Annotated in this window: 17 protein-coding genes and 1 pseudogene; 14 read left to right on the forward strand and 4 right to left on the reverse strand. The window is 71.4% G+C overall.

Translation table 11 applies throughout. The features are described 5' to 3' along the window. Positions 1-43: 43 nt before the first annotated feature. The 4 genes from ACFVWD_RS08510 to ACFVWD_RS08525 all read right to left on the reverse strand — a co-directional run bounded on the left by ACFVWD_RS08510 (position 44) and on the right by ACFVWD_RS08525 (position 7,024). Entirely contained in the window at positions 44-1,516 is a 1,473-nt protein-coding gene (locus ACFVWD_RS08510; protein WP_389594563.1) for a beta-1,6-galactanase, read from the reverse strand. 157 nt (positions 1,517-1,673) lie between these two features. Further along, on the reverse strand, positions 1,674-3,083 hold the full coding sequence (locus tag ACFVWD_RS08515) for a phytoene desaturase family protein (RefSeq protein ID WP_389594692.1): 1,410 nt from the start codon (positions 3,081-3,083) through the stop codon (positions 1,674-1,676). A gap of 1,187 nt (positions 3,084-4,270) precedes the next feature. Beyond that, entirely contained in the window at positions 4,271-5,116 is an 846-nt protein-coding gene (locus tag ACFVWD_RS08520) for an inositol monophosphatase family protein (RefSeq protein WP_384910565.1), read from the reverse strand. Between the two features lie 87 nt (positions 5,117-5,203). Further along, positions 5,204-7,024, reverse strand: coding sequence for a gamma-glutamyltransferase family protein (locus ACFVWD_RS08525; protein WP_389594564.1), 1,821 nt, complete (start codon positions 7,022-7,024; stop codon positions 5,204-5,206). A 484-nt stretch (positions 7,025-7,508) separates the two neighbouring features. On the opposite strand from ACFVWD_RS08525, the gene ACFVWD_RS08530 reads away from it, so the two are divergent. The 14 genes and pseudogenes from ACFVWD_RS08530 to ACFVWD_RS08595 all read left to right on the forward strand — a co-directional run bounded on the left by ACFVWD_RS08530 (position 7,509) and on the right by ACFVWD_RS08595 (position 23,214). Next, a complete protein-coding gene (locus ACFVWD_RS08530) occupies positions 7,509-8,027 on the forward strand; it encodes a toxin-antitoxin system HicB family antitoxin (RefSeq protein ID WP_389594565.1) in 519 nt (172 codons plus the stop codon). Positions 8,028-8,109: 82 nt separating this feature from the next. Further along, entirely contained in the window at positions 8,110-8,952 is an 843-nt protein-coding gene (locus tag ACFVWD_RS08535; RefSeq protein ID WP_389594566.1) for a DUF4097 domain-containing protein, read from the forward strand. A 76-nt stretch (positions 8,953-9,028) separates the two neighbouring features. Further along, positions 9,029-10,024: an ATP-binding cassette domain-containing protein gene (locus ACFVWD_RS08540; protein ID WP_389594567.1), complete on the forward strand. Its 996-nt coding sequence runs from the start codon at positions 9,029-9,031 to the stop codon at positions 10,022-10,024. Continuing rightward, positions 10,021-10,812: an ABC transporter permease gene (locus ACFVWD_RS08545; RefSeq protein WP_389594568.1), complete on the forward strand. Its 792-nt coding sequence runs from the start codon at positions 10,021-10,023 to the stop codon at positions 10,810-10,812. Before ACFVWD_RS08540 ends, ACFVWD_RS08545 begins: the two co-directional genes overlap by 4 nt. Before the next feature lie 203 nt (positions 10,813-11,015). Further along, positions 11,016-11,795: a class I SAM-dependent methyltransferase gene (locus tag ACFVWD_RS08550; protein ID WP_389594569.1), complete on the forward strand. Its 780-nt coding sequence runs from the start codon at positions 11,016-11,018 to the stop codon at positions 11,793-11,795. A gap of 508 nt (positions 11,796-12,303) precedes the next feature. Next, positions 12,304-12,720: an SAV_915 family protein gene (locus ACFVWD_RS08555; protein WP_389594570.1), complete on the forward strand. Its 417-nt coding sequence runs from the start codon at positions 12,304-12,306 to the stop codon at positions 12,718-12,720. Positions 12,721-12,729: 9 nt separating this feature from the next. Next, positions 12,730-14,118 carry a diaminopimelate decarboxylase gene (lysA, locus tag ACFVWD_RS08560; protein ID WP_389594571.1) on the forward strand — a complete coding sequence of 463 codons (1,389 nt, stop codon included), beginning with the start codon at positions 12,730-12,732 and terminating at the stop codon, positions 14,116-14,118. Positions 14,119-14,238: 120 nt separating this feature from the next. After that, positions 14,239-16,405, forward strand: a pseudogene (kdpB, locus tag ACFVWD_RS08565) (potassium-transporting ATPase subunit KdpB). A 2-nt stretch (positions 16,406-16,407) separates the two neighbouring features. After that, the gene (locus tag ACFVWD_RS08570; protein ID WP_389594572.1) at positions 16,408-17,295 is read left to right on the forward strand and encodes a potassium-transporting ATPase subunit C; all 888 of its coding nucleotides are present in this window, start codon (positions 16,408-16,410) and stop codon (positions 17,293-17,295) included. 2 nt (positions 17,296-17,297) lie between these two features. Continuing rightward, a complete protein-coding gene (gene kdpA, locus ACFVWD_RS08575) occupies positions 17,298-18,947 on the forward strand; it encodes a potassium-transporting ATPase subunit KdpA (RefSeq protein ID WP_389594573.1) in 1,650 nt (549 codons plus the stop codon). 202 nt (positions 18,948-19,149) lie between these two features. Continuing rightward, positions 19,150-20,544, forward strand: a complete 1,395-nt coding sequence (locus ACFVWD_RS08580) for a serine hydrolase domain-containing protein (protein ID WP_389594574.1) — start codon at positions 19,150-19,152, stop codon at positions 20,542-20,544. 1,181 nt (positions 20,545-21,725) lie between these two features. Next, the gene (locus tag ACFVWD_RS08585; protein WP_389594575.1) at positions 21,726-22,019 is read left to right on the forward strand and encodes a hypothetical protein; all 294 of its coding nucleotides are present in this window, start codon (positions 21,726-21,728) and stop codon (positions 22,017-22,019) included. Between the two features lie 267 nt (positions 22,020-22,286). Next, positions 22,287-23,105, forward strand: coding sequence for an SDR family NAD(P)-dependent oxidoreductase (locus tag ACFVWD_RS08590; RefSeq protein WP_389594576.1), 819 nt, complete (start codon positions 22,287-22,289; stop codon positions 23,103-23,105). Between the two features lie 31 nt (positions 23,106-23,136). After that, the gene (locus ACFVWD_RS08595; protein ID WP_373306503.1) at positions 23,137-23,214 is read left to right on the forward strand and encodes a 50S ribosomal protein bL37; all 78 of its coding nucleotides are present in this window, start codon (positions 23,137-23,139) and stop codon (positions 23,212-23,214) included. Positions 23,215-23,229 lie beyond the last annotated feature (15 nt).

The following is a 23,229-nucleotide window of genomic DNA, read 5'->3' on the forward strand; positions in this document are numbered from 1 at the left end:
TCCTCGCCGCATCGCGCTCCGGCCGCCACGCGATAACCGACTGTCAGACGACCACTCCGTCGATCTCGAAGGTCTGCACGGACGCGGCGGAGAAGGCCGCCGTCAGCGTCTTGCCGCTCAGATAGGTGTCCGAGTGGGCGGTGTAGAGGTCGCCGCCGCCGGAGGTGGCGGTGTTCCAGCGTCGTACGAGTCCGCCGCTGCCCCCGGTGACCTGGCTGAACTTGGACAGGTCGAAGGTGAGGTTCTGCGCGGCGCCGGAGTTGACCGCCACCATGACCAGGCGCTTCGCGCTCGCGTCGTAGGCCGCCGCCGCGTATCCGACACCGGTGTCGATGATGGTCATGCCGGGGCGGATGTGCCGGCTGAACTGGGCCATCACGTAGTACTTGGTCTGGACGGTCGTCGGCTGGAGGGTGCTCTGGTCGTAGGCGATCATCGCCCAGCCGGTGCTGGGGTCCATCACCTGCCAGTAGACCCACGCGGTCGGGTGCAGCCAGCGGAAGTCCAGGCAGAGGTTGCTCGCCAGGGTGAGTCCGGTGGCGTCGGAGTCGCCCGTCTCGGAGTTCCACAGCCGCTTGCCCGCCGTGGTGACGACGTCGGTGTAGAGGAGGTCACGGCGACCGCCCGAGCCCTGGTACCCGTGCACATTGACTCGGTTGACCTGGGCTTTCGTGGTCGAGCTGAAGGAGTTCCACGTCGTGCGGGCCAGGTCGTAGTTCGTCTCGTCGGACGCGGAGACCAGGGTGCCGGTCAGACCGCGTTTGTCGAGCTCGCTGCGCAGATACGGGAGGACGGCCGCCTGCACGGTGGCGTCCATGTGGCAGCCCTCCTGGGTGCCCGTCGCCGTCCACCAGTTGGAGGAGGGCTCGTTGAACGCGTCGACAGAACTGAAGCTCACACCCCAGTTGTTCTTCGCGTAGAGCGCCACCGCGGCCAGGTGGGAGGCGTGTTGACGGTAGTTCCAGGACTGGAGGTTGTTGCCGCCGTCTGACGCGCCGGACGGATTGTGGTTGAGGCACATCCACCACATCGGCGAGTTGGCGAACAGCTCGCTGACGGCGCCGCGTTGGGTCGCTTTGACCAGGGCCGCCCGCTGGTTGGCGTCGGCCGTCCAGTCCCAGGCGGAGGAGGTGGGGTCCTCGTTGTTCCAGTCCTGCCAGTACCCCTCGATCTGCTTGAACGCGGGGATGTTGGCGGAGGCGACCATGCTCGCGCCGCTCACGGTGTTCCAGCTGGACGCGCCCAGGTTGTAGCGGGCGATGTTGAGGCCGAGGCCCGGCAGCGTCTTGCCGCCGTACGCGACGGACTTGGTGGTGAAGAAGATGTCGGCGAAGTCGTCCCGGGCGCCGAACACATTGGCCCACCAGGCGAGGGAGGTGCCCCAGCCCTCCCAACTGCCGTACGTCGTACCGGGGTTGACTCCGACGGTCGCGTCGGCCCGAGCGGTGCCCGTGGCCAGCGCACTGCCGAGCAGCGCACCACCCGCCGCGGCCAGCACCGATCTGCGCTTGATCATGTGGAAGTCTCCTGTCACGGTCATGCCACGGCCCCATCGCATGATCGGGCCGTGGCGGAACGTTGTCGAGACGCGTGACAGCGCTTTCTTCCTGTGAAACGAGGTAAGGATGTGACGGCTTGCGCCGCCCCTGGTCAGGACTGGCGGCCGCCCCTGGTCAGGACTGGCGCAGGCGCCGCCACACGGCCTTCGCCGCGTTGTGCCCCGACATGCCGTGCACACCGGGGCCCGGCGGGGTGGCCGAGGAGCAGATGAAGACGGCCGGGTGCGGCGTGCTGTACGGGAACAGGGAGAGCTTGGGGCGCAGCAGGAGCTGGAGTCCGGAGGCGGCGCCGCAGCCGATGTCGCCGCCCACGTAGTTGGCGTTGCGCGCGGCGATTTCGCGCGGGCCGGCGGTGGCGCGGGCCAGTACGCGGTCGCGGAAGCCGGGCGCGAAGCGCTCCAGCTGCCGCTCGATCGCGTCCGTGAGGTCACCCGTCCAGCCGTTCGGAACGTGTCCGTACGCCCAGAAGACCTGCTTGCCCTCGGGGGCCCGGGAGGGGTCGACGACGCTGGGCTGCACCGTGATCAGGAAGGGTGCGTCCGGCGCCCGGCCCTCGCGCGAGGCCGCGCGCAGGGCGGTGGCGATCTCGGCGCGGCTCGCGCCCACCTGCACCGTCCCGGCGGTGCGTGCCTCCTCGGCCGTCCAGGGGACGGGGCCGTCCAGGGCGTAGTCAATCTTGAAGACGGCCGCCCCGTAGCGATAGTCCTCGTAGTACCGCCCGAAGCCCGCGATGCGGGACAGCGCGGCGGGTGAGGTGTCGAAGACGTAGGCGCGGGCGGGCGGCAGGTCGTCGAGACGCTTCACCTCGTAGTCGGTGTGGACGGTGCCGCCGAGGTCCTTGAGGTACGCGGTGAGCGCGTCGGAGAGGGACTGGGAGCCGCCGCGCGCGACGGGCCAGCCGCGGGCGTGCGCGGCCAGCGCGAAGACCAGGCCGACGGCGCCCGTGGCGATGCCGTCGAGCGGGGCCATGACGTGTGCGACGAGACCGGCGAACAGCGCCTGGGCCCGCTCGTCGCGGAAGCGCCGCATGAGCCAGGTCGAGGGCGGCAGCCCGGCCAGACCGAAGCGGGCGAGCGTCACCGGGTCGCGGGGCAGGGTGGTCAGTGGCAGGGACATGAAGTCGTGGGCCAGCGTGTCCCACTTGGGGAGGAAGGGGGCGACCAGTCTGCGGTACGCACCGGCGTCGCGCGGGCCGAACGAGGCCGCCGTCTCGGCCACGGAGCGGGCGAGCACCGCCGCGGTGCCGTCGGGGAAGGGGTGCGCCATCGGGAGCTTCGCGTGCAGCCACTCCAAGCCGTACCGCTCCAGGGGCATCGCTCGGAAGGCGGGTGAGTTGATGCCGAGGGGGTGGGCCGCGGAACAGGGGTCGTGCCGGAAGCCCGGGAGTGTCAGCTCTTCGGTGCGGGCGCCGCCGCCCACGGTGTCCCGTGCCTCGAACACGGCCACGGAGAAGCCACGGCGGGCCAGCTCCACGGCAGCCGTCAGTCCGTTCGGCCCCGCACCCACTACGACGGCATCGAGCATCGACGGCACCTTCGGACTCCTTTGTCAGCCGACGGCCACTGGACATCAGGATATGCCGGGGGACTGACAGCCTTGATGGCGCGGGGGGTTGGGAGACGGGGAGTCGTCCGGCGAACGGGGGCTTTCACCAAGGCACCGTTGCCCGACAACACCGGCCATCCCCCATACCGACCGACCCCGGGTTCCCGGAGCCGCCCGGGGGGGCGGGGCCTTCAGCAGGCGGCGGGGTCGGGGTCCTCGGCGGGGTCTGGCGCCGACGGGTCCGGCGCCGACGGGTCCGGGGACCCGGCGGGCCTTGGGTCGCCGGGGTCCGGGACCCGCCCGGGTCGGAAGGCCGCCGGGATCCATAACCTGCCGGGGTCCAAGGGCCGCGCGGCTCCAGAACCCACCGGGGTCGGAGGGCCGCCGGGGTCGGACGGCCACCGGGATCCGGAGGGCCGCCGGGGTCCGGAGGGCCGCCAGGGTCCGGACGGCCGCCAGGGTCCGGACGGCCGCCAGGATCCGGACGGCCGCCAGGATCCGGACGGCCGCCAGGATCCGGACGGCCGCCGGGGTCCGGAGGGCTTGGGTCTGGGGTTCTTGGGCCCGAGGTCGCCCGGTCCGGCACCGTCGATTCCGGCGGCCCCCACGCCTAAGCGGTCGCGTCGGGGGCGGTCGCGTCGGGGGCCGTGGGTTGCCCACCGGCCCCGGCCGTCGTCGGCCTCGGGCCGCTCGTGCGGCCGTCGGCGACGTCAGGCCTCCGCCTCCACCTCCACCTCCGCCGCAGCCGCCGGGCTTCGGCCGCTGTCAGCAGCGGCAAGTTCACTCGGGGCGTCGGCGCCAGGCGGCTGCCCCCGCGCAGCCATCGGTATCGTCGCGCTCCCGGCGCTTTGAGCGGCGGCCGGCTCACGCGGCCGTCGGCCCCCTCGGGCCTCTCGCCGTCCTCGGGATGGGCCGGCCCCGCACGGCCCTCGGGCCCTCAGGCACCCCCGGGACACGCGGCCACTCGCGTGGCCGTCGACCCGGTCAGCCCCATGCCATCCGCATGACCGGCCGTCGCGCGCCGCCGTCGGCCCAGGCACCCGCCCGCCGCTCTCGGAACCGACCGCCTCACGCCGCTCCCGGAAACCGTCGGGCTCCCGTTGCAGTCGGCGGCAGCAAGCTCGTACTGCTTGGCCCCGACCAAGCCCATGCGGGCATCGGTGGGGTCAGAGGCCGGCGGTCAGCAACCCCCGTACCCGTCGGGCCGTGGCCTCGTCGCGGGCCGCCGTGAAGGGGAGCGTGTTGCCTCCCGTGATGCGGAAGGGTTCGCCGGTGAGGGTCAGGTGGGCGCCGCCCGCCTCCTCGACGAGGAGCAGGCCCGCCGCGTGGTCCCAGGCCGCCTCCCAGGAGAAGGCCGTCGCGTCCAACTCGCCACGGGCGACGGCCAGATATTCCAGCCCCGCCGAACCGCAGGGACGCGGCCGCACGCCCTCGGTGCGCAGTCCGAGGAGAGCGCGCTTCTGCTCGTCGGTGGTGTAGTCGGGGTGGGAGGTGGCTATCTCGAGGTCACGGCCGGGCGTGGGCGCACCGGGGCGCAGCAGTTCGCCGTCGAGGCGGGCACCCCGGCCGCGCACGGCGACGGCGAGCTGGTCGCGGGCCGGGGCATAAGTCCAGGACGCTTGGACGACCCCGCCCACGGCGAGCGCGACGAGCGTGCAGAAACCGGTGTCGCCGTGGACGAACTGGCGGGTGCCGTCGACCGGGTCCACGATCCAGACCGGGGCCTGTCCCTGGATCGCCTCGTACGTCGCCGGATTGGCGTGGACCGCCTCCTCGCCGACCACGACCGAGCCGGGCAGCAGCTTGGCGAGCGCCTCGGTGAGGTACTCCTCGGCCTTGCGGTCGGCGTCCGTGACCAGGTCGTGCGGGCCGCTCTTCTCGTCGATCTCGTCCGCGGTCAGCTGCCTGAAACGCGGCATGATCTCGGCGGCGGCCGCCTGCCGGACCGCTTCTTCGACGTCGGACGTGCGGTGCGCGAGAAACTCGTCGATGGTTTCGATGTCTTCGATCATGGCTCCATGACAACACGCGCCACTGACAATCCCCACCCCTCCGGTGTACTCCGGGTGGAATCGCCGTGAATTCCCGGAGCGTGCTGATCAGCGCCCCACCGCGTACCCCTGCATCCCCCGCGGATTCGCCGCCGCGGACAGCACACCCGTCTCCGGATCCCGGGCGACCGCGCACAGCCGGCCCTCGGACCAGGCCTCGGCGACCTGGACGTCATGGCCGCGACGGCGCAGCTCCTCGACGACCGCCTCGTCCGTGCGGGACTCGACGGTGAGGCTGCCGGGGCGCATGCCGCGCGGGTAGAACGAGCCCGGGAAGCTGTCGTTGTGCCAGTTCGGGGCATCGATCGCGCCCTGGAGGTCGAGCCCGCCGCGTACCTCGGCGCGCAGCGCCACGGCCAGGAAGAAGTGGGTCTGCCACTGGTCCTGCTGGTCGCCGCCCGGGGTTCCGAACGCCATGACCGGGACTCCGTCGCGCAGCGCCAGCGAGGGTGTCAGCGTCGTACGGGGACGGCGGCCGGGCGTGAGGGAGTTGGGCAGCCCCTCGTCCAGCCAGGCCATCTGGAGCCGGGTGCCGAGCGGGAAGCCCAGCTCGGGGACGACCGGGTTGGACTGGAGCCAGCCGCCGCTGGGGGTGGCGGCGACCATGTTGCCCCAGCGGTCCACGACGTCGAGGTGGCAGGTGTCACCCCGGGTGCCGCCGTCCCGGGCCACCTCGGGCTCCCCCGCGGCCCTGGCGACGGTGGGTTCGCCCGCGCCCGGCACCGCCAGCGCGTCGAACCCCGGCTCCCCGGCGGCGACCTCGCGCGCGTGGCCGCTGATCGTCGGGGTGCGCCCTCCGGGGCTGCCGGGACGCAGCTCGCTGGAGGCCTTGTGGCCGATGAGGGCGCGCCGCTCGGCGTTGTACTCCTGCGACAACAGGTCGTCGAGGGGCACCTCGGCCGCGTCCCCGTACCAGGCCTCACGATCGGCCATGGCGAGCTTGCAGCCCTCGACGAGCAGGTGGACGTACTCCGCGGAGCCGTACAGCGGCAGCCGGGGCGGGAGCAGGGCGAGCTGCTGGAGCAGGACCGGGCCCTGACTCCAGGGGCCCGCCTTGCACAGGGTCCAGCCGCGCCAGTCGTACGTCGCGGGCGCCTCGTAGCTCGCGGACCAGGAGGCCATGTCGGTGGCTGTCAGGGTGCCGGTGTGGCGCTTTCCGCTGGTGTCCATGGTGGGCCGCCGGGCCTGCCGCACCAGGGCCTCGGCGATGAAGCCCGAGCGCCAGACGCGGCGTGCCGCCTCGATCTGCGCCACGCGACCGGACTCCCCGGAGACCTCGGCGAGCAGCCGGCGCCAGGTCGCGGCGAGGGCGGGATTGCGGAACAGTTCGCCGGGACGCGGCGCCTTCCCGCCGGGCAGATACACCTCGGCCGACGTGGTCCACTCCGTCTCGAAGAGTGTGCGCACCGACTCCACGGTCTCGCCGACCCGCTCCACCGGCGGGTGTCCGTCCTCCGCGTATCCGATGGCGTACTTCATGACGTCGGCGAGGGACCTCGTGCCGTGGTCGCGCAGGAGCAGCATCCACGCGTCGAAGGCGCCGGGCACGGCGGCCGCGAGCGGCCCGGTGCCGGGTACGAGATCCAAACCGAGTCCCCTGTAGTGGGCGATCGTCGCCCCGGCGGGCGCGACGCCCTGCCCGCACAGCACACGCACCTCGCCGCCCGCCGGGGCGAGGATGATCGGGACCTCGCCGGCGGGTCCGTTGAGGTGCGGCTCGACCACGTGCAGCACGAAGCCCGCGGCGACGGCGGCGTCGTACGCGTTGCCGCCGTCCTCCAGGACGGCCATCGCCGACTGCGAGGCGAGCCAGTGCGTGGAGGACACCATGCCGAAGGTGCCCTGGAGGGTGGGGCGGGTCGTGAACATACGGCCTCTCACCTCGCTGTTTCCGCTCATCCGCCAGATCGACCGGCGCTCAGGACCGATCCTGGGGAGCTATCTGGGGAGTTCGGGTCAGACCTCTCCTCGCTCCGCTCCCCCAGCAGGCTATCGATCGCCCCGCGTCCCTCCTTTCCCGCCTCCAGCACAAGGAATGCGTACGCGCGCCTCGGCACATGGAACCCGTCCCTCGGTGCCGCCTGCCACTGCCAAGGTCTCGCCCCCTTGACACGCGGGGGAATGAGGCCGGCCCTGGCGAGCGCAGGTGGCACCGCTTGACACCATCCGGTGCCATCCGGTGCCATCCGGTGCCATTCCACGCTTCCAAAAGCGCATGAGCACGCATGGCACCACAGTGGCTCGGGATACCCTCTTCACGTTTCCGCAGGTAGGGCGGCTTCTCTCAAGGCCTCCCCACACAGGGTGCCATCCGGAGTTGCGCGTGGCGCCACAATGGTGCCATGATGGCGTCATGGACTTGACTCCGTATGTCGACAACCTCCGCCGCGAACTCGCGGTGGCCGCCGAAGCCGGAGGCGACGAAGCCCGCGAGCTGGCCGAGAGGCTCACCGCTCCCCTGGAGTCGGCGACCCGGCTGACCATGCTCAACGTGCTCTCCGCCGCGATGGACGAGATCACCCGTGAACTCGCCCCGGGCTCGGTAGACGTACGGCTGCGCGGACTGGACCCCGACTTCGTGGTGACGCTGCCGCCCGCCGACGGCGGCGCCCCCGCGGAGCCGACCGCGCCCCTCGAACCACTCAAGACCCCGGCCCCGGCCGAGGGCGACGAGGGCGGCACCGCCCGCGTCAACCTGCGCCTGCCGGCCCACCTCAAGGCCCGTGCCGAGGAGGCAGCGAGCCGCGAGGGCCTGTCGGTCAACGCGTGGCTCGTGCGCGCCGTGTCGGCCGCGGTCGACGGCGGCACGCGGCCGCGTACGACGGAGACGACCCGCACCAACGGACAGAGCTTCACGGGCTGGGTGCGCTAGCCGCGCCCGCGCCCGCACCACTTCACTCACACCACGTCCCACCAGCGGGGACGTCCCAAGGACTCATGAGGACGGGACAGCCATGCCTTCTTTCGACACTCCCGAACCGATTTCGGTCACCGCCTACGTGTACGCCGGTTCCATCGGGTTCACCGCGGGCGACCGCCTCGACACCGTCGTCGAGGTGCGGCCACGCGACCCGAAGAAGGACCTGGACGTACGGACGGCCGACCAGACCGAGGTCACCTGCGCGAGCGGCGTCCTGACCGTCACGACCCCCAAGGCCAACCTGCTCGGGCGCGGCGGCACCGTAGACGTGACGGTCGAACTGCCCGCGGGCTCGAACATCGACGTGACCAGCGCCGGGGCCCGTGTACTCGGCGAGGGCCGGCTCGGCGAGGTCCGGGTGAAGACCTCGGCCGGCGACGTCCGCCTGGACACCACCGGCCCGCTGCACCTGAAGGCGTCGCACGGCTCGGTCACCGTGGAACGGGTCGAAGGCGTGGCCGAGATCACCAGCAGCACCGGTAACGTGCGCGTCGACCTCGTCGACGGCCCCGCCGTCCTGAAGAACTCGCACGGCGCCACGACCGTCGGCACCGTCACCGGCGAGCTGCGGGTGAGCGGCGCCAACGGCGCCATCGACATCGCGCGCGCCGAGGCCTCGGTCACCGGCACCACCACCAACGGCGGCCTTCGCGTCGCCGAAGTCGCCCGCGGCACCGTCCAGTTGGAGACCGCCAACGGCCCCATCGAGGTCGGTATCCGCGAGGGCACGGCCGCCTGGCTCGACGTCAGCTCCAACCGCGGGCAGGTGCACAACGCGCTCCCCGCGTCCGAGGCCCCGGCGGAGACCGAGGACACCGTCAAGATCCGCGCCCGGACCAATTGGGGCAACATCGACATCCTCCGTGCCAAAGCCTGAGCGCCGGCCCCGCGAACTTGCACGCTCCCCAGTCACTTCAGCCTCCGAACGGGAGGACTCCATGCCTTCATCTGTCATGCCCACATCCAGGCGGAGTGACGGTCAGCCGTCGCCTGCCGCCGTCTCCACCGTCGGCCTGCGCAAGTCGTACGGCGACAAGACCGTCCTCGACGGCATTGATCTGCGCATCCCGGCCGGTTCCGTGTTCGCGCTGCTCGGGCCCAACGGCGCCGGCAAGACCACCGCCGTGAAGATCCTGTCCACGCTCATCACCGCCGACGGCGGCCAGGCCCAGGTCGCGGGCCACGACGTCGCCACGTCACCGGACGGGGTCCGTGCCGCGATCGGCGTCACCGGGCAGTTCTCCGCCGTCGACGGCCTGATCACCGGCGAGGAGAACATGCTCCTCATGGCGGACCTGCACCACCTCTCCCGCAGCGAGGGCCGCCGTACCGCCGCCGAACTCCTTGAGCGCTTCGACCTCACCGAGGCCGCCAAGAAGCCCGCCCAGAGCTACTCCGGCGGCATGAAGCGCCGCCTCGACCTCGCCATGACCCTCGTCGGCGACCCGCGGATCATCTTCCTCGACGAGCCGACCACCGGCCTCGACCCACGCAGCCGCCACAACATGTGGGGGATCATCCGCGAGCTGGTCTCCGGAGGCGTCACCGTCTTCCTCACCACCCAGTACCTGGACGAGGCCGACGAGCTCGCCGACCGCATCGCCGTGCTCAACGACGGCAGGATCGCCGCCGAGGGCACCGCCGAGGAGCTGAAGCGGCTCATCCCGGGCGGACACGTCCGGCTCCGTTTCACCGATCCTGCGGCATACCAGTCCGCCGCCTCCGCCCTGCGCGAGGCCACCAGGGACGACGAGGCACTGGCGCTGCAGATCCCCAGCGACGGCAGCCAGCGCGAGCTGCGCTCCCTCCTCGACCGGCTGGACTCGACCGGCATCGAGGCGGACGAGCTGACCGTGCACACCCCCGACCTCGACGACGTGTTCTTCGCCCTGACCGGCGCCACCAACGTGCCCAGCCAGCCCAACCAGTCCAAGGAGACTGTCCGATGAGCGCCCTCTCCCTCGCCGTGCGCGACTCGTCCACGATGCTGCGGCGCAATCTGCTGCACGCGAGGCGCTACCCGTCCCTGACGCTGAATTTGCTGCTCACACCGGTCATGCTGCTGCTTCTCTTCGTCTATGTCTTCGGCGACGTGATGAGCGCGGGCATCGGGGACGGCGGGGCGGACCGCTCCGCGTACATCGCGTATCTCGTCCCGGGCATCCTGATGATGACCATCGGCGGCACCACGATCGGCAGCGCGGTGTCCGTGGCCACCGACATGAACGAGGGCATCATCGCCCGCTTCCGCACGATGGCGATCCACCGCGGGTCCGTGCTCATCGGGCACGTCGTCGGCAGCGTGCTGCAGTGCATCGCCAGCGTGGTCCTCGTCGGCGCCGTCGCCGTGGCCATCGGCTTCCGGTCCACCGACGCCACGGCCCCGGATTGGCTGGCGGCGTTCGGGCTGCTCGCGCTGTTCTCCCTGGCACTCACCTGGATCGCGGTCGGGATGGGCTTGATCAGCCCGAACGCCGAGGCGGCCAGCAACAACGCGCTGCCACTGATCTTCCTGCCGCTCATCTCCAGCACCTTCGTCCCGGTCGACGCGATGCCGGGCTGGTTCCAGCCGATCGCCGAGTACCAGCCGTTCACCCCGGCCATCGAGACCCTGCGCGGGCTGCTGCTCGGTACCGAGATCGGCAACAACGGGTGGATCGCGATCGCCTGGTGCGTCGGCCTGACCGTGCTCGGCTACCGCTGGTCGACGGCGTCGTTCAACCGCGATCCGAAGTAGGCGAGATGAGCGCGCGGGCTGATTCCCACTGTGGAACCTCGTCGCACCTCGGCTTGTTGCACGCGTACTCGCGCAGGGCCCGGCGCACGGGGCGTGTCCGCTGGTACCGGCGACCGCCGCCGTGATTCGACCCGATCGGGTGGCCGTCGCCGTAGTGGTGAGACGGGGTGGCCGACAGCTGGCAGCGCCGATAGCGTAACCGCGTGGACCAGGATGAACGGCTGCTGCACGCCTCGTCGTTCGGCGCAGCGGCGGTCGCATACGCCGAGCACCGTCCGGACTACGCGCAGGCCGCGGTGCGCTGGGCGCTCGAGCCCGCTCCCGGCCCGCGAGTGCTCGACCTCGGCGCCGGAACCGGCAAGCTGACCGCCACGCTGGTCGCGGTGGGTGCCGAAGTCATTGCAGTCGAGCCCGACCCGGCGATGCTGACCGAGCTGCGCCGCTCGCTGCCGGCCGTCCGTGCCCTGTCGGGTGGTGCCGAGGCGATACCGCTGCCGGACGCGTCCGTCGATGCCGTGCTGGCCGGCAACGCCATGCATTGGTTCGACATGGCCGTCGCGGGACCCGAGATCGCCAGGGTCCTCGCACCGAGCGGCATCCTGGCCGGTCTGTGGAACGTCATGGACGACCGGGTCGAGTGGGTTGCCGGGCTCGCGCGGGTCAGCGGGAGCGCGGCCATCGGCCCGCGTGACACGCCCACCAGCTGGCGCGCCGAGACGGCAGACATGCACCTTCCAAAGACCGACGTGGCCGCCCGGTTCGGCTCGCCGGAGCAGGCCGAGTTCCCGCACGGGCAGCGCCGCACCGCCGACTCCCTCGTCGCGACCATCGCGACACGCGCGGGGGTGCTGGTAATGCCAGAACAGGAACAAGAGGCCACGCTGGGCCGGATCCGCGCATTCCTCGCGAGTGGACCGGAGACCGCCCGCGGCGAGTTCACCCTCCCGATGCTGACCGGCGTGCTGCGCGTCCGGCGGCTGTGAAGCATCACACGGAAATCTTCGGTGACGCCCCTTGGATTGCCCGTGTGGATACTTCGCGGAGTCCGGGGCAACCGCGACTGCCCGGTCGGCGGCAACTGCGTCACACGACGTAACCGACTCGATCCCGTACGCGCCCGTACGCGCCCGTACGCGCTGTGGACCACTGCGCCGGGTGCCTTGCCGTGCCGTGACACCTCGATGATCTGCCTGACGATCCCGCGCCGACACGCCTTCGGCCGCTCCCGTCCTGCCCGGCAGCGGCCGAGGGCGGCCCCGGTGCTGCCTCAGTGCTGCATCGGTGCTGCCCCGGTGCGGTTCTGCCCGCAGCCTCGGACGCGCCGCTGACCAGGCATCCTCCTGCCCATCAGCGTCGCGTTATGGGTCGGGGGCTTCCCGTCAAGCATCCGTCAGTGAGGGCCCCCGTACCCGCTCGGGCGGGCATAGCTTCATCGAAGCGCCCGGCCGATCCGACCGAGCGGCGCACGTCGCCTTCTTCAAGGAGCCGCACATGTCTCCAGTCGAGCATTCCGAGGACCCCGAGCCTGGTGAACGCGTCCCGGCCGGACTTCTCTTCGTCCCTGTCCGGTCGGGGCCCGCGGGCTGTACGGCCCGGCTCTTCCGCACCCCCCTCGGCAGCCGTACGGCCGTCGGCTTCACCTCGGCGGCGAAACTCACCGCAACACTGGGCCCGGACCAGGCCTCCATCAGGCTCTCCGAACCCGCGCTGCGCGCCCTCGCCGCGCCTCTGGGCGTCACCGCCCTCACCGTCGACCCGCAGTTCTCCGCCCCCTCGGCCGACCGCACCGCGGCCACGGCCCGTGAGCGCGAGAACTCCTGGCGCCGCTGGCATCCCCAGCACGTCGGCGCCCTGCGGGTGACCGGCGCCGCCGCCGTCGTCGCGTGCCTGAACCTGCTGATCGGCTGAGGAGGCACCATGTCCATTCAGGAACTGCCCGCTCAGGAACTGCACCCGGCACCCGGGGCCGACAGATCCGGCGAAGCAGCCCACGCCGACGCGCGAGACGCCGAAGGCCTCTCCGTCTGGCCCCGCTCCGCCCGCCCCGAACCCCACGGGGACGTCTCCGTCGGCGGTGTCTCCCTCGCCGAGGCCGCCGACCGCTTCGGGACTCCGGTCTACGTCCTCGACGAGCAGGAGGTCCGCGAGCGCTGCCGTACGTATCGCACCGCGTTCCCCGACGCCGACATCGTCTACGCCGCCAAGGCGTTCCTGTGCCGGGCCATGGCCCACTGGGTCCAGGAAGAGGGCCTGGGCCTGGACGTCTGCTCCGCCGGGGAACTCGCGCTCGCCGTCACCACCGGCTTCCCGCCGGAAAAGATCGTGATGCACGGCAACGCCAAGAGCCCCGAGGACCTCCGCACAGCCCTTCGGCTCGGTGTCGGACGCATCGTCGTGGACAGCACCTCCGAAATCGCCCGGCTCGCCGCGATCACACCCGCCGGGACCCGCCAGCCGGTGATGGTGCGCGTGGTACCCGGCATCGCGGCCGGCGGACACGCCAAGGTACGCACCGGCACCGACGACCAGAAGTTCGGCCTGTCGCTCACGGACGGCTCCGCGCAGCACGCCGTCACCCGGATACTCGACCAGCCGCATCTCGAACTCGTCGGCCTGCACTGCCACATCGGCTCACAGGTCGCCGCCGTGAAACCATACGTCGCGGCGGTGCGGCGCATGGTCGGACTGCTGGCCCGCATCCGCGACCAGCACGGCATCGCCCTCCCCCAGCTGAACATCGGCGGCGGCCACGCCATCGCCTACCGCCCCGGCGAGGAACACCTGAACGTCTCCGTCCTGGCCGGGCGGGTCCGCGCCGAGCTGGAGGACGGCTGCGCCCGCGCCGGACTGCCCGTGCCCCGGCTCACCCTGGAGCCGGGGCGGGCGATCGTCGGACCCGCGGGCGTCGCCGTCTACCGGGTCCTCGCGGTCAAACGGACAGCGGGGCGTACGTTCGTCGCCGTAGACGGCGGTATGAGCGACAACCCCAGGCCCGCGCTGTACGGAGTGCGGTACGCCCCCCGGCTCATCGGCCGCCCCTCCTCCGCGCCACCCCGCCTCGTCACCGTCGTGGGACGCCACTGCGAGGCGGGCGACATCCTCGCGGACGAGGTCGCCCTCCCCGGCGACGTACGCCCCGGTGACCTCCTGGCCGTCCCGGCGGCCGGCGCGTACCACCTGTCCATGGCCTCCGGTTACAACCTCGTCGGCCGCCCGCCGGTGGTCGCGGTGTCGGACGGCATCGCGCGGGTGCTCGTACGGCGTGAGTCGCTGGACGACATGAGCCGCCGGGACGTCGGGCTGTAACACCGAGTCCCTTCCCTGGACCTCCGCCGAACTCCCCCTCGGCGGAGGACTGCCTGTTGTCCACCGCGGGCAGTCCGAAAGATCACTGAATACCCCCTATCTCAAGCCGGAGAATTTCTGATGTCCGCTCCCGCCGAGACCCGGCCCGCGCCCGTACCGGACTCCGCTCCGCCCGGCGCCGGGCAGCCGCGCCGGGTCGGCGCCGGAATGCTCGATCCGACGCAGCTGTGGCGCGCGCTCCCCCAGGCGCTGCGCAAGCTGAATCCGGTGACCCTGTTCCGCAATCCGGTCATGTTCGTGACCGAGGTCGGTGCCGCGCTCACCACCGGCATCGCGGTCTTCCACCCCGGCCTCTTCGGCTGGCTGATCACCGGCTGGTTGTGGCTGACGGTGGTCTTCGCCAACCTCGCCGAGGCCGTGGCCGAGAGCCGCGGCAAGGCACAGGCCGACTCGCTGCGCAGGTCCCGGCAGCAGACCACCGCCTGGCGGCTCGCGGGCTGGGAGCCCGGGGCGACTCAGGACGCCTACCTCGAAGAGGCCGTCGCCGCCTCCGAGTTGAGGCGCGGCGACATCGTGTCCGTACCGGCCGGGGAGCTGATCCCCGGCGACGGCGACGTCATCCACGGCGCCGCGAGCGTCGACGAGTCGGCGATCACCGGTGAGTCCGCGCCGGTCATCCGCGAGTCGGGCGGCGACCGCAGCGCGGTCACCGGCGGCACCCGGGTGCTCTCCGACCACCTCGTCGTACGGATCACCCAGGAGCCCGGGGAGAGCTTCCTGGACCGGATGATCTCCCTGGTCGAGGGCGCCAACCGGCAGAAGACCCCCAACGAGCTGGCGCTGAACCTGCTGCTGGTCATGCTGACCTTCGTGTTCCTGGTCGCGGTCGTGACCCTGCAGCCGATGGCGATCTTCTCCAAGGACGCGATGGCCGCCGCGCACGACACCGCGGCGCTGACCGCGAACGGTGTCACCGCCATCGTCCTCGTCTCGCTGCTGGTCTGTCTGATCCCCACCACGATCGGCGCGCTGCTCTCGGCGATCGGCATCGCGGGCATGGACCGGCTGGTGCAGCGCAACGTCCTGGCCATGTCCGGCAGGGCGGTCGAGGCGGCCGGTGACGTCAACACCCTGCTGCTCGACAAGACCGGCACGATCACCTTCGGCAACCGGCGGGCGAGCGCGTTCCTCCCGGTCGGGGCGGTCCCCATGGAGCGACTGGCGCAGGCCGCGCTCCTATCCAGCCTGGCCGACGAGACGCCGGAGGGCCGCTCCATCGTCGAATTCGCCTACGAGAAGCACGAGTTGACCGAGCGGGTCGCGAACGGCGCCGAGTGGGTGCCGTTCACCGCCGCCACCCGCATGTCGGGAGTCGACCTTCCCAGCGGGCAACGGCTGCGCAAGGGCGCGGCGGCATCGGTCGCGGCGTGGGTGCGCGAGCAGGGCGGGCGAGGTCCCGCTCGCGCTGGAGGCGACCGCCCAGCAGGTCTCCGCGTCGGGCGGTACGCCGCTGGCCGTGGCGCAGTCCACGCACGACGGCCGGGCCGAAGTACTCGGTGTCGTCCACCTCAAGGACGTCGTCAAGCCCGGCCTGCGCGAACGCTTCGACGAGCTGCGCCGCATGGGCATCCGTACGGTGATGATCACCGGCGACAACCCGATGACCGCCAAGGCGATCGCCGAGGAGGCGGGAGTCGACGACTTCCTGGCCGAGGCCACGCCCGAGGACAAGCTGGAGCTGATCAAGCGGGAGCAGGCCGGCGGTCACCTCATCGCGATGACGGGCGACGGCACGAACGACGCACCGGCGCTCGCGCAGGCGGACGTCGGCGTGGCGATGAACACGGGCACGTCGGCCGCCAAGGAGGCCGGCAACATGGTCGACCTCGACTCCGACCCCACGAAGATCATCGAGATCGTCGAGATCGGCAAGCAACTCCTCATCACCCGGGGCGCGCTCACGACCTTCTCGATCGCCAACGACATCGCCAAGTACTTCGCGATCCTGCCCGCGATGTTCGCCGCGGTCTACCCGGGCCTCGACCGGCTCAACATCATGGCCCTGCACTCGCCGCTGTCCGCGATCCTCTCCGCGGTCGTCTTCAACGCGGTGGTCATCGTGGCGCTGATCCCGCTCGCCCTGCGCGGTGTCCGCTACCGGCCGAGCAGCGCCTCCGCCCTGCTCACCCGCAACCTGTGGATCTATGGACTCGGCGGCGTGGTCGCCCCGTTCCTGGCCATCAAGTTCATCGACTTCGCCCTCGTCCAGTTCATCCCGGGGATCTGACCATGACACGCATCCCGCACTGGCTCGCCCAGCACATCGCAGCGCTCCGGGTGGTCCTCGTCCTGACTCTCCTGACCGGCCTGGCCTATCCGCTGGCCATGGTGGCCGCGGCCCGAGTCCCGGGCCTCGACGGCACGTCGGAGGTCACCGGCGCCGACGGCGAACCTGCCGGATCCTCGCTCATCGGCCAGTCCTTCACCGACGCCAAGGGCAACCCCGTCAAGAAGTACTTCCAGTCCCGGCCCTCCAACGCCGGTACGGGATACGACGCCACGGCGTCCGGAGCCGGAAACCAGGGCCCCGAGTCCGTCGTCGACGCGTTGGACAAGCCGAGCCTGCTCACCTTGGTGTGCGGGCGCAGCAAGGCGGTCGGCGACCTCGAAGGCGTCGACGGTTCGCGCCCGTACTGTACGGACGACGGTGTCGGCGCGGTCCTCGGTGTCTTCCACGAGGGCGGCACGAGCGGTCGTATCACCAAGGTGGTCAGCCTCGGCCAGGCCTGCCCCGCGCAGCCGTTCCTCCCCACGTACAAGGGAGTTCGCGTCACGTGCGCGAAGCCCGGCGCGGACTACAGCCACGCCGTGACCGTCCCCGTTCGTGGCGACGCCCCGACGAACCCGGTCGTCCCCGCCGACGCGGTCACCGCGAGCGGCAGCGGCCTCGACCCGCACATCAGTCCGGCGTACGCGAAGCTCCAGGCTCCCCGGGTCGCACATGAGCGGGGCGCGAGCGTGGCCGACGTACGGGGGCTGATCGCGAAGTACACCACCGGGCGTGCGCTCGGTGTGCTCGGTGAGCCGGGCGTCGACGTCGTCGAGCTGAACATCGCGCTCGACCGCAAGTACCCGACGACCGCGACATCCGCGTCGTCTCCGAAGCAGGGAGCCTGATCATGGCGGCCTGGATCCAGGCATCGATCATTCTCGCCGTGGTCGTGGGGCTGCACGTCCCTCTCGGCGACTACATGGCCCGCGCCCTCGACGGCGGGAAGCACTGGAGGGGCGAGAAGACCCTCTATCGCGTCTGCGGAATCGACCCGGACAAGGAGCAGACCTGGCGGCACTACCTCACCGCGCTGCTCGCCTTCTCCGTCATGAGCGTCGCGGCGCTCTTCGCCCTGTTCACCCTTCAGGGCAAGCTGCCCTGGTCGACGGGGCACGAGGGCATGCCGTGGCGGCTCGCGCTGCACACCGCCGTCTCCTTCACCACCAACACCAGCTGGCAGAACTACGCCCGTGAGTCGACCACCGGACATCTCGCCGTGATGGCCGGCCTGGGCGTGCAGGCGTTCGCGTCGGCGGCGGTCGGCATCTGCGTGGCCCTCGCCCTGGTCCGGGGCCTGGTCCGGCGGTCCACGGACGACCTCGGCAACTTCTGGGTCGACCTGCTGCGCACGATCTTCCGCATCCTGCTGCCCATGGCGGTCGTCGGCGGCCTGATCCTGATGGCGGGCGGTGTCATCCAGAGCCTCGGCGGCGGACACACCTTCACCACGGTCGCGGGCGGCAAGCAGACGATTCTCGACGGTCCTGTGGGCTCCTGGGAACCGATCAAGCTGTTCACCGGTGACGGCGGTGGCGTCTTCAACGCCAACAGCGCCCACCCCTTCGAGAACCCGAGCGCCTGGACCAACGCCTTCGAGATCGTGCTGATGCTGCTCATCCCGACGGCCTGCGTGCGCATGTTCGGCCGGATGATCGGCAGCCTGAAGCAGAGCTGGACCCTGCTCACGGTCGTCGGCATCCTCTTCGGCCTGCTCCTCGCCGCGGGCACGCTCGCGCAGAGCGCCCACACCGGCACGGTCACCCAGGCCGTCGGCGGACCGTACGAGGGCACCGAGACCCGCTTCGGCATCCCCGGCTCGACGCTCTTCGGCGTGGGGGCCACGGGCTCCGCGGACGGCGCGGCCAACTCCTCGTACGACAGCTTCTCCAGCCTCGGCGGCGGTGTGCTGCTGTCCGCGATGATGCTCGGCGAGATCGCCCCCGGCGGCACCGGCAGCGGGCTCTACGGCCTGATCATGGTGGTCCTGGTGGCCGTCTTCATCGGCGGTCTGATGGTCGGCCGCACGCCCGAATACCTGCGCAAGCGGATCGGGTACGGGGAGATGCGGTGGGTGGTCGTGTACGCGCTGATCCCGCCGACCGTGATTCTCGCGTGCACGGCCGTCGCGCTCGCCTTCGACGACGGCCAGACCTCCATGGGCAACCCTGGAGCACACGGCCTGACCGAACTCATCTACGCCTACACCAGCAACACCAACAGCAACGGCAGCGCGATGGCCGGCTTCAACGGCGCCACCGACTTCCACAACCTGCTGATGGTGTTCGCGATGCTGGCAGGGCGGTATCTCCCGATGGTTGCCGTGCTGGCCCTGGCCGGACGCCTCGCCAAGCAGCAGCCGGGCGTCGTCACGGTCGGCACGCTGCGCGCCCAGGGCGTCAACTTCGTCGTCCTGGCCACCGCCGCGGCCGTCATCCTGGCACTGCTCAACTTCCTTCCGGCGCTGTCCCTCGGCACCATCGCCGACGGCCTGCTGTAGCGGCCCGCCGGACTTGGAGGAGGCACGACTCGCGGGCGCCCGCGGGCTGCCCCGCGAATGATCCCGGGGTGTGCCGGCCCGGGGGTTCGGGCTGGTGGGTGATTCAGCATCCCCGATCTCCTGGCGGGGGACGCCGTGGACGGGCAAGGATCGTGGCTGAAGACGGGGGAACCCCCTCCCCTTCCTCGATGAGGGAGTTGTCATGGGCCATGAGCAGGAGACGCTGTCGGAGTTCGTCGAGGCGACGGCCACGAAGTTCGGTGTGCCCGGAGTTGCCGTCGGGGTCTGGGCGGACGGCCGGGAGGTCTACGGGTGCCACGGCGTGACAAGCGCGGAAAATCCGCTGCCCGTCGATCAGGACACGCTGTTCGTGTTGGGCTCGGTCACGAAGTCCTTCACGGCCACCGCGCTGATGCGCCTGGTCACGGACGGGCGGGTCGAGCTGGACGCGCCGGTACGCCGGTACGTTCCCGAGCTCGCGCTCCGGGACGAGCGGGCCGCGGCGGAGATCACCGTGTTGCAACTGCTCAACCACACCGCGGGCCTTGACTGGAGGATGAGTGTCGACACCGGCGAGGGGGACGATGCCCTGGCGGCGTATGTGGCGAGGATGTCCGAGTCGGATCTGATCGCGTCACCTGGTACCCGGGCCTCCTACAGCCAAATGGGGTACAACCTGGCCGGCCGGATCATGGAAACGGTCACGGGCCTGACCTACGAGCGGGCCATCGCCTCGCTGCTGTTCGAGCCGTTGGGCCTTTCGCACACTTCCTTCGCCACCAACGACGTCATGACCCGGCGGTTCGCGGTGGGGCACAACGTCAGCGAGAACGGGACGCCGGCCGTCGCGCGGAAGTGGAAGGACAGCCGCGGCAACAACCCCGGCGGGGGCGGCGCGTCCTCGGCCGCGGACATGCTTCGCTGGGCCAGCTTCCATCTGGGTGACGGTCGCGCACAGGACGGTGCCCAGGTGCTGCCCGCCGAGGCCCTGCTGCAGATGCGGGAGCAGACGGTCGAACTGCGGGGCAGCACGCTCGGCGACGCGTTCGGCATCTGCTGGTTCCTGCGCGACGTGGGCGGCGTTCGCACCATCGGGCACGGCGGATCGGCCAACGGCCAGTTCGCCGAACTGCTGATCGTGCCCGAACGCGACTTCGCAGCTGTCGCCCTGTCCAACGCGGGCCCGGAAGGCGGCCTCGCCTTCAACCAGGCAGCCGTCCGGTGGGCGCTCGAACACTACCTCGGGGTCGTGGACCGGGACCCGGAGCCGCTTCCCCACGACGAGGAGCGGGCCCGGGAAGCCGTCGGGAGCTACGCGAACGACTTGATGACGCTCACCATCGCCACGGATGGGCCCGGGTTGACGATCGAATGCGGGATCAAGCCGGAGATCCGCGCGGCGGCGGACACCGAACTGCCACCCGATCTTCCGCCGGCCGGTCTCGGCCTGCTGCCCGGCGACGCGGACGAGTACATCGTCACCGGCGGCGGCCTGAAGGGGCAACGCGGCTTCTTCACCCGCGACGAGAGCGGTGCGATCACCGGGGCCGACCTCGCCGGCCGGTTGTTCAGCCGGGTTGTCGTCGTCTCCCGATAACGGGCTGCTCCGGGAGCGGTCCACGTCGAGGACCGACGGGCCGAGGTCGACGACGGCTGCCTGGGCCTGGCCGACGAGTTCCCCGACCAGGTCTGGGCGCCGCCCAGGAAACCCGAGCGACTCGACGATGACGACGGGCCACCGCCCGAGCGGTACGGCCGGCACGAGGTGAGGCGCCGGCAGTCCCCGCCGGATCCGCGTCGAGCACGCCAACGCCGAGCACCGCCCGTGGCACCCGGGCGACAGTGTTCCAGATGCTGGTCGTGGCGAGCCCGGCCGGCGTGAGCGACAGGGCCGGCGCGGCGGCGAGCGAGACCATGGCCACGCGCAGGACACGCGGCCGCGCGGGCAGGGAGGCCCGGTAGCGGCGGCGCAGAGCGGCCCACGCGGCCACGGTCTCGCGACGGAGGCGACGCCCCGGGCCACCCGGCCGCGGCCCCCCTCCGGGCCGCGGGCCGGGTCCACCCCCGGGCCGGGCGACCGGTCCGTGCTGTGGCTGTGCGCTGATCCCGGGCCCCCGCCTCAGGACTACGCGTGGTGTCGGCCGTGACAGTCACGAGCCCTCCAACATCACGCCACGGAACGGTCGCCCGTGTCCCCGCGCCGCTCAGTCTGGAACCGGTTTCGGACACCGGAGTCGTCCGTTGATGTTCTCCTGACGCTTTCTCAGGTGACCTTGACGGGGCCTTGATGGCGCCCTTCGACCGGCCGTAAGAGAGGCGCAAATTCCACGCTCGACCAGGCAGTTCTCGGGTGCGGCCGGGCTAGATTTCCCCTCGGCCGCCGGAGAGGCCTCGGACGTCAGTGGCATGACGGCTTCACCCCGGAAGCACCCTCGGATGCCTTCCTCGCCCGAAGGCATCCGAATGGCCTCCCGGCGGCCGAGCACGCGGCGGCGTTCTCGTCGTCATCGCGCCGCCGACGCCCGTGCTCAGCTCTGCGGTGCCGTGACCCCGGCACCGCAGAGCCCGGCGGCCACCACACGCTCTGTCAGCCCGACCGGTCGCCGGCGTGCCCCTGTGCGCGTGGGCCCGGTTCCCCACCGAGGCACGAAGGTCCCGATGATTCCCGCCGCTCCCCACCAACCCCCGCCGTCCCGCCCTCAGCGCGCCCCCCGGCCCGGATCGGAGGGAGGGGCGAGACGCCGGGCACCGAGCGGTCTGTTCGAACCCGCACAGCTCGTGCAGTCCTTCCCCGAGGCACTGCGCAAACTGCACCCGCGGGTCCTGGTGAAGAACCCGGTGCTGTTCGTCGTGTCCGTGGGAGCCGTCCTCACGACCCTGTCCGCGCTACTCCACCCCGCCGTCTTCACCTGGGTCATCAGTGCCTGGCTGTGGCTGACGGTGATCTTCGCCAACCTCGCGGAGGCCGTCGCCGAGGGCCGTGGCAAAGCACAGGCGGAAAGGCTCCTGCCGGCCGAGCGGAGCCCGTCAAGGAAACGTCCGTGCACGTCAGGGGCGTGTAAGGGAAGGTGAGTCGTGCTTGTCCGGGACTTGCGGGACGGCTTCCATGGATCCTGTGAACAGCGCATGGCTTCTCTTCGACCGGCCGCCGAGTCCCGGCGCGACCCGTCGTGCGCCTCGCTGCCCGGAAACGCCCGCGTCCGCTCTCCGCTGACGCCGACGCGTCGTCCGTAGCCCTCGGGGCGCCGTGATTCGTTCCGGCGCCCCGTCCTTCGTATCCGCACATGTCCGGCGTCCCCGCGCAGGGGCCGCCGACGTGCCCGCAACCCTGGATGGACCATGTCTGACCACGACGTCTCCCCTCTTCCCGGCCGCACCGTCCTCGTCACGGGGGCCACCTCCGGCATCGGCCTGGAGACCGCCCGACAGCTCGCCGAACGCGGTGCCACCGTGCTGCTGCACGGCCGCACCGCCGAGGAGGCGCGCGCCGCCACCGACCGTCTGATCGCCACGGCAGGCCTCGACGCCGACCGACTCCGCCCTGTGGCAGCCGACTTCACACACCTCGACGAGGTCGAGTCCCTGGCGAACCATGTCGTCGCCCAGCACCCGCACCTCGACGTACTCGTCAACAACGCGGGGATCGCGGCGCCCGAGCGGCACACCGTCACCACGGACGGCAACGAGATCGCCTTCCAGGTCAACTTCCTCGCCCACTACCTCCTGACGTGCCTGCTGGAACCGGCGCTCACCAGCGACCCCGGCGGCCGAGTCGTCAACGTCTCGTCGTCCCTGCACCGCACCGCGAACATCCAGTGGAGCGACCCCAACCGCGCCCGCCGCTACTCCCGGCTCGCCGCCTACGCCCAGTCGCAGCTGGCCCTCACAGTCTTCGCCGCCGACCCCCGTGTCGCCGCGGTCTCCGTCCACCCCGGCGTCTGCGACACGGCACTGCGGCCGTTGTACGCCCACGAAGGCGCCACGCCGGCGGAGGGCGCGGCCTACGTGGTCCGCCTCTGCGACCCGGACGTCGAAATCGTCAACGGCGCCTACTACGACCGCGGCGAACGCGTCGCACCGGCCCCCGCCGCCACCGAGGACCGCACGATCAAGCGCCTCAACAAACTCGCCGACCTGCTCGTCGGCCGCACCGCTTGAACCTCCCTTTCACGCCCCGGAGTTGATGCCCATGTCCAAGCGCACCCGCAAGAAGAAGGCCCGCCGCAAGAACAAGGCGAACCACGGCCGCAAGGCCGGTCAGCGCTGAGTCCCAGGGGCGACC

The organism is Streptomyces sp. NPDC058086, assembly GCF_042885015.1.
Taxonomy (GTDB): domain Bacteria; phylum Actinomycetota; class Actinomycetes; order Streptomycetales; family Streptomycetaceae; genus Streptomyces.